The organism is Pseudomonas alkylphenolica, from assembly GCF_016009175.1.
GTDB classification, from domain to species: domain Bacteria; phylum Pseudomonadota; class Gammaproteobacteria; order Pseudomonadales; family Pseudomonadaceae; genus Aquipseudomonas; species Aquipseudomonas alkylphenolica_B.
In genome coordinates this window covers 242,110-256,926 of the sequence record NZ_JADUCM010000002.1, presented here as the reverse complement: position 1 = coordinate 256,926, position 14,817 = coordinate 242,110, and the positions used below count along the sequence as shown (strand labels likewise).

General features: G+C 60.9%; 12 protein-coding genes. 3 read left to right on the top strand and 9 right to left on the bottom strand.

What is annotated here, in order from left to right; translation table 11 throughout:
* Nucleotides 1–30 precede the first annotated feature (30 nt).
* Nucleotides 31–405, bottom strand: a complete 375-nt coding sequence (locus tag I5S59_RS03430) for a hypothetical protein (protein ID WP_197875402.1) — start codon at nt 403–405, stop codon at nt 31–33.
* Between the two features lie 145 nt (nt 406–550).
* On the opposite strand from I5S59_RS03430, the gene phoB reads away from it, so the two are divergent.
* From phoB to I5S59_RS03415, 3 genes are all read left to right on the top strand, one after another.
* Nucleotides 551–1,240: a phosphate regulon transcriptional regulator PhoB gene (gene phoB, locus I5S59_RS03425; protein ID WP_128321939.1), complete on the top strand. Its 690-nt coding sequence runs from the start codon at nt 551–553 to the stop codon at nt 1,238–1,240.
* A gap of 78 nt (nt 1,241–1,318) precedes the next feature.
* Complete coding sequence (phoR, locus tag I5S59_RS03420; protein WP_232239578.1) at nt 1,319–2,593, top strand: phosphate regulon sensor histidine kinase PhoR; 1,275 nt, start codon at nt 1,319–1,321, stop codon at nt 2,591–2,593.
* 112 nt (nt 2,594–2,705) lie between these two features.
* Nucleotides 2,706–4,046, top strand: coding sequence for a hemolysin family protein (locus tag I5S59_RS03415; RefSeq protein WP_197875400.1), 1,341 nt, complete (start codon nt 2,706–2,708; stop codon nt 4,044–4,046).
* Between the two features lie 6 nt (nt 4,047–4,052).
* On the opposite strand, the gene I5S59_RS03410 is transcribed toward I5S59_RS03415, so the two are convergent.
* The 8 genes from I5S59_RS03410 to I5S59_RS03375 all read right to left on the bottom strand — a co-directional run bounded on the left by I5S59_RS03410 (nt 4,053) and on the right by I5S59_RS03375 (nt 14,561).
* Nucleotides 4,053–4,949: a peptidoglycan DD-metalloendopeptidase family protein gene (locus I5S59_RS03410; protein WP_197875399.1), complete on the bottom strand. Its 897-nt coding sequence runs from the start codon at nt 4,947–4,949 to the stop codon at nt 4,053–4,055.
* 254 nt (nt 4,950–5,203) lie between these two features.
* Nucleotides 5,204–6,100, bottom strand: a complete 897-nt coding sequence (locus tag I5S59_RS03405) for a response regulator (RefSeq protein ID WP_197875398.1) — start codon at nt 6,098–6,100, stop codon at nt 5,204–5,206.
* A gap of 162 nt (nt 6,101–6,262) precedes the next feature.
* Nucleotides 6,263–7,021, bottom strand: a complete 759-nt coding sequence (phoU, locus tag I5S59_RS03400) for a phosphate signaling complex protein PhoU (protein WP_128321944.1) — start codon at nt 7,019–7,021, stop codon at nt 6,263–6,265.
* A gap of 56 nt (nt 7,022–7,077) precedes the next feature.
* Nucleotides 7,078–7,911, bottom strand: a complete 834-nt coding sequence (pstB, locus tag I5S59_RS03395) for a phosphate ABC transporter ATP-binding protein PstB (RefSeq protein WP_128321945.1) — start codon at nt 7,909–7,911, stop codon at nt 7,078–7,080.
* 85 nt (nt 7,912–7,996) lie between these two features.
* The gene (gene pstA, locus I5S59_RS03390; RefSeq protein ID WP_197875397.1) at nt 7,997–9,667 is read right to left on the bottom strand and encodes a phosphate ABC transporter permease PstA; all 1,671 of its coding nucleotides are present in this window, start codon (nt 9,665–9,667) and stop codon (nt 7,997–7,999) included.
* 17 nt (nt 9,668–9,684) lie between these two features.
* Nucleotides 9,685–11,973 carry an ABC transporter permease subunit gene (locus I5S59_RS03385; RefSeq protein WP_197875396.1) on the bottom strand — a complete coding sequence of 763 codons (2,289 nt, stop codon included), beginning with the start codon at nt 11,971–11,973 and terminating at the stop codon, nt 9,685–9,687.
* A gap of 138 nt (nt 11,974–12,111) precedes the next feature.
* Complete coding sequence (locus I5S59_RS03380; RefSeq protein ID WP_128321948.1) at nt 12,112–13,110, bottom strand: phosphate ABC transporter substrate-binding protein PstS; 999 nt, start codon at nt 13,108–13,110, stop codon at nt 12,112–12,114.
* A gap of 161 nt (nt 13,111–13,271) precedes the next feature.
* Nucleotides 13,272–14,561 (bottom strand): MFS transporter, encoded by a 1,290-nt coding sequence (locus tag I5S59_RS03375; RefSeq protein WP_128321949.1) that lies wholly within the window; start codon nt 14,559–14,561, stop codon nt 13,272–13,274.
* Nucleotides 14,562–14,817 lie beyond the last annotated feature (256 nt).

Sequence of the window (14,817 nt, the reverse complement as noted above, 5' to 3'; positions counted from 1 at the left end):
CGCCAAGGCAGTCAGCGCAGTGGCGGGACGCTACTTGATCACGTGCCAGACGTCTTTCATGCCGTCACCGGTCATGTCACCGGCCTTCTTGTCCTTGATGAAGGTGTACACCGGCTTGCCTTTGTACGCCCACTGCATGGAACCGTCGTCGCGCTTGATCTGGGTCCAGCCCTCTTCGGCCTTTTCGCCGGGCTTGGCCATCAGCGGCGGCCAGTTTTTGGCACACTCATCGTTGCACATGGACTTGCCACCTGAGTCCTTGTCGAAGGTGTACAGCGTCATCCCTGCATGGTCGACCATCACACCGTCTTTCATCATGACGTGATGATCCGCCGAGGCAATCCCCGGCAAGGCCAGCGCCACCGCGGTGAAAAGCGCCATCCAGTTCAGCGTATGTCGTGTCATTGGATCCACCATGTTTCTCGGGATAGGGAATTTAAGCCTAGCCCAGTAACCGAATGTTGCTAAAACCCCCACGACTTGTCACACGACTGCAATAATTCCGTTATCTAATGCGGGCCAAGACACCTGAATGGGAAGAGGTTTGAGCATGGTTGGCAGAAACATTCTGATCGTTGACGACGAAGCGCCAATTCGCGAGATGATCGCCGTTGCGTTGGAAATGGCCGGCTATGACTGCCTGGAGGCAGAGAACTCCCAGCAGGCCCATGCCATCATCGTTGACCGCAAGCCGGACCTGATCCTGCTGGACTGGATGCTCCCGGGCACCTCGGGCATCGAACTGGCCCGACGCCTGAAGCGCGATGAGCTGACCGGTGACATTCCGATCATCATGCTCACCGCCAAGGGCGAGGAAGACAACAAGATCCAGGGCCTTGAAGTAGGTGCTGACGACTACATCACCAAACCCTTCTCGCCACGCGAACTGGTCGCCCGCCTCAAGGCCGTACTGCGCCGGGCCGGGCCCAACGATGGCGAAGCACCGATCGAAGTCGGCGGCCTGCTGCTCGACCCCATCAGCCACCGGGTGACCATTGACGGCAAACCGGCCGAGATGGGGCCTACCGAATACCGCCTGCTGCAGTTCTTCATGACCCACCAGGAGCGGGCCTACACCCGCGGTCAGCTGCTTGACCAGGTCTGGGGCGGCAACGTCTACGTCGAAGAGCGCACGGTCGATGTGCACATCCGCCGCCTGCGCAAGGCATTGGGTGATGCCTATGAGAATCTGGTACAAACCGTACGCGGCACCGGCTACCGCTTCTCGACCAAGAGCTGAACCGGTCATCAGGCCAAGGTATTGGAAAGGACGCTTCGTTAATTGAACCAGAACTGGCATGGCACCCTGATTCGCCACATGCTGCTGCTGATCACCGCCTGCCTGCTGGTCGGCCTGATCAGCGGCTATTACGGCTGGAGCCTGGCCGTGGGCCTGGCGCTTTACCTGGGCTGGACCCTCAAGCAGTTGCTGCGCCTGCATGAGTGGCTGCGCCTGCACAAACCCGACGAAGCCCCCCCCGATGGCTATGGCCTCTGGGGTGAGGTGTTCGACAGCATTTACCACCTGCAACGCCGCGACCAGCGCGTGCGTGGCCGCCTGCAGGCGGTGATCGACCGGGTTCAGGAGTCCACCGCCGCTCTCAGGGACGCGGTAATCATGCTCGACAGCGACGGCAACCTGGAATGGTGGAACCGCGCTGCCGAAACCCTGCTGGGCCTGAAGACGCCACAGGACAGCGGCCAGCCGGTCACCAACCTGGTGCGCCATCCACGCTTCAAGGAGTACTTCGAACAGGAGAACTACCTCGAGCCGCTGGAGATCCCGTCGCCAATCAACGACCGCTTGCGCATCCAGTTGCACATCACCCGCTATGGCAACAACGAACACCTGATGCTGGTGCGCGACGTCACCCGCATCCACCAGCTGGAACAGATGCGCAAGGATTTCGTCGCCAACGTGTCCCATGAACTGCGCACGCCGCTGACGGTAATCGCCGGCTATCTGGAAACCCTGCTCGACAACGTCGAAGCCGTTAACCCACGCTGGGTTCGCGCGCTGCAGCAGATGCAGCAACAGGGCGGGCGCATGCAAACGTTGCTCAATGACTTGCTCCTGCTGGCCAAGCTGGAAGCGACCGACTACCCCTCGGACAATCAGCCGGTCGCCGTTGATGCCTTGCTGCAATCGATCAAGAGCGATGCCCTGGCGTTGTCTGGCCAGCGCAATCAGCGCATCAACCTGGAAGCCACCCCGGGGATATACCTAAAGGGCAGCGAAGCCGAGTTGCGCAGTGCGTTTTCCAACCTGATATTCAATGCCGTCAAATACACCCAGGACGAAGGCCAGATCCGCATTCGCTGGTGGGTGGACGAGCAAGGTGCGCACCTGAGCGTTCAGGACTCGGGGATCGGCATCGACGCCAAGCACCTGCCGCGCCTGACCGAACGCTTCTACCGGGTCGACTCCAGCCGCGCCTCCAACACCGGTGGTACCGGCCTGGGCCTGGCGATCGTCAAGCACGTGCTGTTGCGTCACCGTGCGCGGCTGGAAATCAGCAGCGTGCCCGGACACGGCAGCACCTTTACCTGCCATTTCGCTCCCGTGCAGATTGCCCAGCGCGTGGCCTCTTGAAGGCCCGCCCCTAGGCAATCGCGCCCCCACCCGCTACATTGGCGGACTTGTGCCAGTTCGTACTGGCAGGCCTTTCTCTTTTTTCAAATGACGGACCCCGTAAAACCCCATCATGGACCCTTCCCCTGGTATTAGCCTCGCCTCACTGTTCGCCGACTTCGGCATGATTCTTTTTGCTCTGCTGCTGGTGTTGCTCAACGGCTTTTTCGTTGCCGCCGAGTTCGCCATGGTGAAATTGCGCTCGACCAAAGTCGAGTCAATCGCCGAGCAAAATGGCTGGCGCGGCCAAATCCTGCGTACCGTACACAACCAGCTGGATGCCTACCTTTCAGCCTGCCAACTGGGTATTACCCTCGCCTCCCTGGGCCTGGGCTGGGTGGGTGAGCCGGCCTTCGCGCATTTGCTCGAACCGCTGCTGGCCGCGATCGGCGTCGAGTCGCCGGAAGTCATCAAGGCGGTTTCGTTCTTCAGTGCCTTCTTCGTGATTTCCTACCTGCACATCGTCGTCGGTGAACTGGCGCCCAAGTCGTGGGCCATCCGCAAACCCGAGTTGCTGTCGCTGTGGACGGCGGTGCCGTTGTACCTGTTCTACTGGCTGATGTACCCGGCGATCTACCTGCTCAACGCCAGCGCCAATGCCATTTTGCGCATTGCCGGCCAGGGTGAGCCCGGCCCGCACCACGAGCATCATTACAGCCGCGACGAGCTGAAACTGATCCTGCACTCCAGCCGTGGCCAGGACCCCAGCGATCAAGGCATGCGGGTACTGGCGTCGGCGGTGGAAATGGGCGAACTGGAAGTGGTCGACTGGGCCAACTCCCGTGAAGACATGGTCTACCTCGATGCCCACGCGCCGCTCAAGGACATCCTTGCGATGTTCCGCCGGCACAAGTTCAGCCGTTACCCGGTACTCGATGCCGCGCGCGGTGAGTTCATCGGCCTGCTGCACATCAAGGACCTGTTGCTGGAGCTGGCCGACCTCGACCATCTCCCCGAATCCTTCAACCTCGCCGAGCTGACCCGGCCGCTGGAGCGCGTGTCTCGCCACATGCCGCTGTCGCAGCTACTCGAACAGTTCCGCAAGGGCGGTGCGCACTTTGCCCTGGTCGAAGAAGCCGACGGCAAAGTCATTGGCTACCTGACCATGGAAGACGTGCTTGAAGTACTGGTCGGCGACATCCAGGACGAACACCGCAAGGCTGAACGCGGCATCCTCGCCTACCAGCCTGGAAAACTGCTGGTACGTGGCGATACACCACTGTTCAAGGTCGAACGCCTGCTGGGCGTAGACCTGGACCACATCGAGGCAGAAACCCTCGCTGGCCTGGTGTACGAAACCCTCAAGCGCGTACCGGAAGAAGAAGAGGTGCTGGAAGTCGAAGGCTTGCGCATCATCATCAAGAAGATGAAAGGCCCTAAAATTGTCCTGGCCAAGGTGCTCAAGCTCGATTGAGTACCCTCAGGGGTTGCCGGCAGTAAAGTTTGGCAATCCGCCTACGGGCTGGTTGAACTGGTAAGGAATCGAGACCAGCTCCAGCCCGACGTTGCGCTGCACGACAAAGTGCAAGTGCGGACCAGTGCTGTTGCCGGTGTTGCCAGACTTCGCCAGCGGCGTGCCGTACACCACCGACTGCCCTTCGCGAACCACCACCGAACCGCGCATCAGGTGCAGGTAGACGCCCATGGTGCCGTCGTCATGCAGGATCCTCACGAAGTTCCCCGCCGGGTGCGTGCCGCGCCCGCTCTGGTTGTTTTCGACCTTGATCACTACGCCCGCCCTTGAAGCAATGATCGGTGTGCCTTCCGGCATGGCGATGTCCATTGCGTAGCGCCCTTTGGGGCCAAAATGACTGTAACCACCATTCGGTCCCTGAGTCACACGAAACGGCCCGCCCCGCCATGGCAACGGATAACGGAATGCCTGCGAACGCTGACCCGGGTTGCCCAGCGCGTACTGGAACTTCTCCTGGTAACGCACAGGCTGCCCCGGTTGCTGCGCATTGACGATCGTCAGCACCACAGCAGCGCGCGCAGGCACCACGCGGCGAACCAGCCGCGACGCCCCGCCCTTGGCATTGCTCAGGCCGTCCAGACGCAGCTCCACCTCCACAGGCGCGTAGGTATCGTTACGGGCACTGAAGCTCACCCCGGTCGCAGACGTGATCGCGTGCAGCTTCACCTGGTCCTGCAAGTGCTCGACCATGCTGTCGCGAAACACAAAGCGCTCGCCGCCGGGGATTGGCCGGTCGGAATACGAGACCACACCATAAGCATCGGTGCTTTTGTACAGGGTCATGGCCGTTGACGGGCCAGCGGCCAGCAACGCGGCGCAGAACAGCAGCAAGCGAGCGGACATGAGTAATGGCTTTTTGACAGTTGAGATCTGTCGAAGACTAGCAGCAGATTTTGCCGGGGGTACGGGGGGAGTGTTTCAGCAGTCTGCCAGGAGACGAGCGGTGCGTTCGATCGCAGGCTCCGCCAGGTCCTGTAGGAGCCAGGCTTGCCGGCGAAGCAGGCGCCGCGGTGTATCTGTGACACTGTGGCAGCGCTCTTCGCGAGCAAGCTTCGCTCCTACAGCCACGAAGTATGTGGCTGTTGATCAATTATTGATCAGGCCCCAGGCACGAAATGCTTCTGCGCCGTACCGCGCGCAATCAGCCGCGACAGATAATCCAGCTTCTGGGCATCCTGGTCGACAAACTTGAAGGTCAGCTGCAACCAGTCACTGTCAGGCTTGGGCTCCAGCGCTGCAACCGCATGCAGGTAACCGTTGAGCCGGGCAACCTCTGCGCTCTCACCCTGCTCCAGATCGAGCACAGCGCCTTCCAGCACTTGAGGCAGGGACTCACCACGCCGTACGACCAGCAGCGCCTCCTTGAGGCTCAGGGCCTTGATCACACAGGGTTGCACGCCACTTGGCAGACGCAGTTGACCCTGACCACGGCCAGCAGGTGCTGCCGCCGGTTTTGGCGCATTGATCAGCGGCTTGGCGGGTGCAACTGCGGCGGCTGGCGCAGCGCTTGGCTTCACCGTTTCGGCACGCCCGCCGGTCAGAGCGCTCAGCGAGTCGTTGGCAAAGGCTGAGTTGGCGCGCGTCGGCGCACTGGCCAGCAGCGTGTCGAGCTTGCCGACCTTGGTCAGGGCCTTTTTCACTTTGGTCAGCAGTTGTTCATTGGTGAAGGGTTTGCCAACAAAGTCGGAGACACCGGCCTGAATCGCCTGTACCACGTTTTCCTTGTCGCCACGGCTGGTCACCATGATGAAAGGCAGGGCTTTCATCGATTCCTGCTGGCGGCACCAGGTCAGCAGCTCCAGGCCTGACATTTCCGGCATTTCCCAGTCGCACAGGACCAGGTCAAAAGCTTCACGGGCCAGCAGTGCCTGGGCCTTGCGACCATTGACCGCGTCTTCGATGACGATGCCCGGAAAATGGTTGCGCAGGCACTTCTTCACCAGGTCGCGAATGAACGGCGCATCATCCACAACCAACACACTGACTTTACTCATCGCCACTCCTATTGAATCCCGACTAGCATAACGCTGACTGATGGCCATTTGCCAAACATTGGCTCACGCCGGGACTCGTCGATTCGTTCGCGGCTGCCTTGAGGTGTTCGACCGCAAACGAAAACGCCCGGCCAAGGCCGGGCGTTCGTTCTCGGGGCAGTCTTACTTATCGTCAGCTTCAGCCGGAACATTAGCCTTTTCGCTGCCACCCTCGACCTCTTCTTTCATGCGCTTGAGGCCCAGGTGACGCACGTCGGTACCGCGCACCAGGTAGATCACCAGCTCAGAGATGTTGCGCGCGTGGTCGCCGATACGCTCCAGCGAACGCAAGGCCCAGATGACGCTGAGTACCCGCGAGATCGAGCGCGGGTCTTCCATCATGTAGGTGACCAGCTCGCGCAGCGCCGTCTTGTATTCGCGGTCGATGGTCTTGTCGTACTGGGCGACCGACAGTGCCAGGTCGGCGTCGAAACGGGCAAAGGCGTCCAGCGCATCACGGACCATGTTGCGCACCTGATCACCGATGTGGCGGACCTCGACGTAACCCCGCGGCGACTCACCCTCTTCACACAACTGGATAGCCCGGCGGGCGATCTTGGTCGACTCGTCACCAATGCGCTCCAGGTCGATCACCGACTTGGAAATGCTGATGATCAGACGCAGGTCGGAAGCGGCCGGCTGACGACGAGCGAGAATGCGCACGCATTCTTCGTCGATGTTGCGCTCCATCTGGTTGATCTGCTCGTCGACTTCACGCACTTGCTGGGCCAGGCCCGAGTCGGCCTCGATCAGCGCAGTAACGGCGTCATTGACCTGCTTCTCGACCAGACCGCCCATCGCCAGGAGGTGGCTGCGAACCTCCTCGAGTTCGGCGTTGAACTGCTGGGAGATGTGGTGGGTAAGGCTGTCTTTATTGATCATGAGAAATCCTTGGAGCGTCCGGTAAGTGCTGTCAGGCGGCGTTCAGTCGTTGAATCCTAGCCATACCGACCGGTGATGTAGTCTTCGGTCTGCTTCTTCGCCGGATTGGTGAACAGCGTGTCAGTGTCACCGAACTCGACCAGCTTGCCCATGTACATGAAGGCGGTGTAGTCGGAAACCCGTGCCGCCTGTTGCATGTTGTGGGTCACGATGACGATGGTGTACTTGGACTTCAGCTCGTAGATCAGCTCTTCGACCTTCAGCGTCGAGATCGGGTCGAGTGCCGAGCACGGTTCGTCGAGCAGCAGTACCTCAGGCTCCACGGCAATGGTGCGGGCAATCACCAGACGCTGCTGCTGGCCACCGGACAGGCCCAGCGCCGACTCGTGCAGACGGTCCTTGACCTCATCCCACAGGGCGGCACCCTTGAGTGCCCACTCCACGGCTTCATCAAGCACGCGCTTCTTGTTGATACCCTGGATGCGCAAGCCATAGACCACGTTTTCGTAGATGGTCTTGGGGAACGGGTTCGGCTTCTGGAACACCATGCCGACCCGGCGACGCAGTTCAGCGACATCTTCGCCCTTGCGGTAGATGTTGTTGCCGTACAGGTTGATCGCACCGTCGACACGGCAACCATCGACCAGGTCGTTCATGCGGTTGAAGGTTCGCAGCAAGGTCGACTTACCGCAGCCGGACGGGCCGATGAAGGCGGTCACGCGCTGTTTCGGGATGTTCATGCTGACGTCGAACAGGGCTTGTTTCTCGCCGTAGTACAGGCTCAGGCCAGGCACTTCGATGGCCACGGTTTCATCAGCCAGTTGCAGGCTCTGCTTGGTACGACCCAGGGCCGACATGTCGATGCCGTGGGCGTGGGATTCTTGCTGCATGGTCAGACTCCATACGCTATCAATTTCGTTTCATCGAACCGCCCGGTACAACACACGGGCGGCACTTGCAAAAAGGGTGTATCGATCAGCTGTCCAGCGCCTTGTACTTCTCGCGCAGGTGGTTACGAATCCACACTGCCGACAGGTTGAGCGTGGCGATCACCAGCACCAGCAGCAACGCCGTGGCGTACACCAGCGGCCGCGCGGCCTCGACGTTCGGGCTCTGGAAGCCGACGTCGTAGATGTGGAAGCCCAGGTGCATGATCTTCTGGTCCAGGTGCAGGTACGGGTAGTTGCCGTCCACCGGCAGCGACGGCGCCAGCTTCACCACACCCACCAGCATCAACGGCGCCACTTCGCCGGCGGCACGGGCCACGGCGAGGATCATGCCGGTCATCATCGCCGGGCTGGCCATGGGCAAAACGATCTTCCACAGGGTCTCGGCCTTGGTTGCACCGAGCGCCAGCGAACCTTCTCGCACAGTACGCGGAATTCGCGCCAGGCCTTCTTCGGTGGCAACGATCACCACCGGCACCGCCAGCAGCGCCAGGGTCAGCGATGCCCATAGCAGGCCCGGTGTACCCAGGGTTGGCGCCGGCAGCGCTTCAGGGAAGAACAGGCGGTCGAGCGAGCCACCCAGCACGTAGACGAAGAAGCCCAGGCCGAACACACCGTAAACGATGGCCGGAACACCGGCGAGGTTGTTTACCGCGATACGGATCAGGCGGGTCACCGGGCCCTGGCGCGCATATTCACGCAGGTATACCGCCGCCAGCACGCCGAACGGGGTAACGATCACGGCCATGATCAGGGTCATCATCACGGTGCCGAAGATTGCAGGAAAGATCCCGCCTTCGGTGTTGGCTTCACGTGGGTCGTCGCTAAGAAACTCCCAGACCTTGGCGAAATACACGCCCATCTTGGTGAAGAAGCCCATGCCGTTCGGCTGGTAGGCGTGAACCACCTTGCTCAGGTTGATCTCGACTTCACGGCCGTTACCGTCCTTGGCTACCAGGCTGTCGCGACCGAAGTCCTGATGCAGGTTGCCCAGGCGGTCTTCGATAGCCTTGTAACGGTTGTTCAGTTCGGCACGCTCGGCGTCCATGTCAGCCTGGGCAGCAGCATCCAGCTTACCGTCCAGTTCCAGCTTGCGAGCATGCAGACGCAGCCGCTCCAGGCCGTAGTTGATGGCACCGATATCCTTCTTCTCAAGCTTTTGCAGTTCGCCCGCCAACTGGTCGGCACGCTTCAGGCGCGCCTGCAGTTCGGTCCAGGCGGCCTGACCTTCGGCGACAACCTTGCCGTTTTCCTTGACGCTGACCAGGTAGCCGTAGAAGTTGCCCCACTCGCGGCGCTCCAGGGCGATCAGGTCGACCGGCGTCTGCATGTCGGTCAGCCAGTCGCCGACCACCCAGGTGAAGTCGCTGCCGTTGAGGTCGCGGTTACCGACCTTGATCAGCTCGCGGGTCATGAACTCCGGACCGTTCTCGGGCACCGGCAGGCCGGCCCCTTTCAAACGCGCCAGCGGCACTTCTTCTTTCTGTACCACTTCGCCAACAACGACGTGGTCGGCCTGGCCAGGCACCTTGTAGGTGGCCTGGACCAGGTCGGCCGGCCAGAAGTGGCCGAGGCCGCGCACAGCGATCACAGAGAGCAGACCGATGGTCATGATCACCGCGATGGCGACCGCGCCACCGCTGATCCAGACGCCGGGGGCGCCGCTCTTGAACCAGCTTTTGAGGGAATCCTTTTTCACGGATCTCTACCTTTCTATCAAAGCGACGAGTATTTCTTGCGCAGACGCTGGCGAATCAGCTCGGCCAAGGTGTTCATCACGAAGGTGAACATCAGCAACACCAGCGCGGCGAGGAACAGGACGCGGTAGTGACTGCCACCGACTTCCGATTCAGGCATCTCCACGGCCACGTTGGCGGCCAGGGTACGCATGCCTTCGAACAGGTTCAGCTCCATGACCGGGGTGTTGCCGGTGGCCATCAGCACGATCATGGTTTCGCCCACAGCGCGGCCCATACCGATCATCAGCGCCGAGAAAATCCCCGGGCTGGCGGTCAGGATGACCACGCGGGTCAGGGTCTGCCACGGCGTTGCACCCAGGGCCAGGGAGCCCAGGGTCAGGCTGCGCGGTACGCTGAACACGGCGTCTTCGGCAATCGAGTAGATGTTTGGAATCACCGCGAAACCCATGGCGATACCAACCACCAGAGCGTTGCGCTGGTCGTAGGTGATGCCCAGGTCATTGGTGATCCACAGGCGCATGTCACCGCCGAAGAACCAGGTTTCCAGCAACGGGCTCATGTACAGCGCGAACCAGCCGGTCAGCAGGATCACCGGGATCAGGATCGCCGCTTCCCAGCCATCCGGAACCCGCAGGCGAATCGACTCCGGCAGGCGGCTCCAGGTGAAGCCGGCGACCAGGATGCCGATCGGCATCAGCAGGAACAGGCTGAACACACCCGGCAAGTGGCCTTCCAGGTAAGGCGCCAGGAACAGGCCGGCGAAGAAGCCCAGGATTACCGTCGGCATCGCCTCCATCAGCTCGATCACCGGCTTGACCTTGCGGCGCATGCCAGGGGCCATGAAGTAGGCGGTGTAGATCGCGGCGGCAATCGCCAGCGGTGCCGCCAGGATCATCGCGTAGAACGCCGCCTTCAGGGTACCGAAGGTCAGTGGCGACAGGCTCAGCTTGGGTTCGAAGTCGGTGTTCGAGGCGGTGGACTGCCAGACATACTTCGGCTCGTCATAGTTCTCGTACCAGACCTTGCTCCACAACGCGCTCCAGGACACTTCCGGGTGCGGGTTCTTCAGCGTCAACGGCAGCAGCTTGCCGCCTTCTTCGACGATGATGCGGTTGGCCCGTGGCGACAGCGCCAGGATGCCGGCGCCTTCGGCGACCGGCTCGACCAGCAGGGTACGGTGTGCGGTGCTGTGGAACACGCCAAGTTTGCCGCTGGCATCCAGGGCTACGAAGCCCTTGCGACGTTCTTCGGCATCGATCTGCACGATCGGTGCAGTGCCCATCTGGAATTCGCGAATGCGCTTGAAGCGCTGCTCGCCATCCGGATCACGGGCCATGAACCACTGTGCCAGGCCACCTTTGGAGTCGCCGATGATCAGCGAGATACCACCGACCAGCTGGGTGCTGGCAGTGACTTCGGCATCGCCGTTTTCGAGCAGCTTGTAACGGCCATTGAGGCTCTTCTCGCGCAGGCTGAAGACATCCGCCTGGGCCCGACCGTTGATCACGTACAGCCACTGCTGGCGCGGGTCGATGAAGATCGCTTTGACCGGCTCGGTCATTTGCGGCAGGTCGATGCGGTTCTGCTCGCTGGTGACCTCACCGGTCATCATGTTTTCTTCGCGGCTCAGCGAAACGACCTGCAGGTGCGCACCGGTGGAACCGGCAACCACCAGCGTGTCACCGTTGACGTTGAGGCTGACGTGCTCCAGCGCACGACCTTCTTCATCCAGGGTGAACGGTTCCTGGCCGTACGGGTAGTCGACGGCCGGGGTGATGGTCTTCTTGTTGTCCGGATAGGTGATCTTGTAGCTGTGGCTGAACGCCAGTGCCTTGCCGTTGGACAGGCCCAGCACCACCAGCGGGTTACCCGGCTGGTCGTTGCCGATGGACGTCACCTGGGTACCTGCGGGTACGGGCAGGTCGACGCGCTTGAGTTCGGCACCGGTCTTGGTGTCGAAAAACAGTGCCTGGCCCTTGTCGGAAACCCGCATGCCCACCAGGTTCTGCTCTTCCAGGGCAATCATCAGCGGCTTGCCGGCATCCTGGCTCAGCCAGGTCGGCTCCAGTGCTTTCTTGCTGGTCAGGGTGGCGCCCTGGAACAGCGGCACGACCACGTAGGCCAGGTAGAAAAAGATCAAGGTGATCGCTGCCAGCACGGCAAGCCCGCCCACCAGTACATACCAGCGGGTCAGGCGATCCTTGAACGCGCGCATACGGCGCTTGCGTTGCAGTTCGGGCGTATTGAAATCAATCCGCACGGGGGGAGAATTTTGGGTCATGGTGGAGTTGGCCAGATCATTCATGCGCACACCCTAGCGGTCCCGTATTACAAAAACATGACAGTGCAGTGACGCGACAAAGCCCACCGCTCAGTGGACCTGGCGGCGGACTCGCAATTTGCGGTGGGATCTGGTCATTTCCAGACCCCACCAGGCTCACACTTAGTTCTTCGCTACGCCTTTGGCGTGGTCCAGGCCCAGATCAGCCAGGGCCTTGGCCGCTACTTTCGCAGGCAGCGGGATGTAACCGTCTTTCACGACAACCTGCTGGCCAGCTTGCGACAGCACCAGCTTGACGAACTCGGCTTCCAGCGGAGCCAGAGGCTTGTTCGGCGCTTTGTTGACGTAGACGTAGAGGAAACGCGACAGCGGGTAAGTACCGTTCAGGGCGTTGGCTTCGTTGTCTTCAACGAACTCCCCGCCTTCTTTCTTGGCCAGGGCCACGGTCTTCACGCTAGCGGTCTTGTAGCCGATGCCCGAGTAACCGATGCCGTTCAGCGAGCTGCTGATCGACTGCACGACCGAAGCCGAGCCAGGTTGTTCGTTGACGTTAGGCTTGAAGTCACCTTTGCACAGGGCTTCTTCCTTGAAGTAGCCGTAGGTGCCGGATACCGAGTTGCGGCCGAACAGTTGAACCGGCTTGTTGGCCAGGTCGCCGGTCACGCCCAGGTCACCCCAGGTTTTCACGTCGGCTTTGCCGCCGCACAGGCGGGTGGACGAGAAAATCGCGTCAACCTGAGCCATGGTCAGACCCTTGATCGGGTTGTCCTTGTGCACGAATACGGCCAGGGCGTCGACCGCTACCGGGATGGCGGTTGGCTTGTAGCCGTACTTCTGCTCGAAGGCCTGCAGTTCAACGTCCTTCATTTTGCGGCTCATCGGGCCGAGGTTGGCGGTGCCTTCAGTCAGCGCGGGTGGCGCAGTGGAGGAGCCGGCAGCCTGAATCTGGATGTTTACGTTCGGATATTCCTTCTTGTAGGCCTCAGCCCACAGAGTCATCAGGTTCGCCAGGGTATCGGAACCGACGCTGGAGAGGTTGCCCGACACGCCAGTGGTTTTGACGTAAGTCGGAATAGCAGGGTCAACAGCGGCAACCGCATTGGCGGTGGCAACGCCAGCGGCGACGAAAGTCAGGGCCGCCATCAAACGCTTCAGTTTCATGCCTTGCTCCTAGCAGGAATTGGGGTGAGATGGATCGGGCCCAAGTATCTGCAGGCCGTATGACTACTCTATGAACCCAATGTGACAATTAGATGAAAGGCCATCACCGGATTACCGGGATGGCCTTTTCAAAATGTTGCGAGGGCAGGACTAGCGCGGCTTCAGCGTTTTTTCGCCAGCAGATAAAGGCCGACCAGCAGACCAATGGTGCAGATCCCGGCCACATAGTAGGCCGGCGCCATCGGGCTGAACTTGAGCAGTGCGGTCACCACCATCGGCGTCAGGCCACCGAAAATCGCGTAGGCCATGTTGTAGGAGAACGACAGGCCACTGAAGCGCACCACTGGCGGGAAGGCGTGCACCATCACATACGGCACGGCACCGACGATACCCACGCACAGGCCGGTCAGGGCGTACATCGGGAACAGCCACTCAGGGTGGGTCGGCAAGGTGTGGTAGAAGGTCCAGGAACTGGCCAGCAACATCAGGCTGCCCACCACGAACACCCGGCCAGCACCGAAACGGTCAGCCAGCGAGCCGGCCACGATGCAGCCAAAGCTGAGCAGGACGATGGCCAGGCTGTTGGCCATCAGCGAGTCGGTCGGGCTGACCTTGTACAGGCTCTGCAGCAGCGCCGGGGTCATCAGAATGACCACGACAATGCCGGCCGACAGCAGCCAGGTCAGCAGCATCGACAGGACGATGGAGCCGCGGTGTTCACGCAGCACCGCTTTGAGCGGTACTTCTTCAGCCAGCGCCTTGCGCGCCTGCATCTCGGCGAATACTGGCGTTTCGTGCAACCACCGCCGCAGGTACACCGCGAACAGGCCGAACACGCCACCCAGCAGGAACGGGATACGCCAGGCGTAGTCCGCCACCTCTTCGGCGCTGTAGATACTGTTGATCACTGTCGCCACCAGCGAGCCGAGCAGAATCCCCGAGGTCAGCCCCGCCGTCAGCGTGCCGCAGGCATAACCGATATTGCGCGAAGGGACATGCTCGGAGACAAACACCCAGGCACCGGGCACCTCGCCACCAATGGCCGCGCCCTGGATCACGCGCATCAGCAGCAACAGGATCGGCGCCCACATGCCGATCTGCGCATAGGTGGGCAGCAGGCCCATGATCAGGGTCGGCACAGCCATCATGAAGATGCTCAGGGTGAACATCTTCTTGCGCCCCAGCAGGTCGCCGAAGTGGGCCATGATGATACCGCCCAGGGGCCGCGCCAGATATCCCGCCGCGAAGATCCCGAAGGTCTGCATCAAGCGCAGCCATTCCGGCATGTCGGCGGGGAAGAACAGCTTGCCGACCACGGTGGCGAAAAACACGAAAATGATGAAATCGTAGAACTCCAGCGCACCGCCCAGGGCGGACAGCGAGAGCGTTTTGTAGTCACTGCGGGTCAGCGGCCTCGAAGGCTGCGCGATACTGCCGGGCACGGAGGTCATAGTTATCTCTTATTGGGTAGCGCTTGTTTGAACGGCAGGCCGCCTGTGGCGCATGTTTGGCCACATAAGTCGGTGACGATATCAAATTGCCGGAAAAAGCACATAGCAGTACACATTCAATACAAGTATTCATGACTACATGGTCGTCGCTGTGCATTCGGCTCTATATACTGGCCGCCTGTAGGAGGTTGTTGGAATCTTCTGAAGGATGTTGTGCGAAGACGTTGCTAGACAGGCTTAGTCGGTTTCGCAGAGT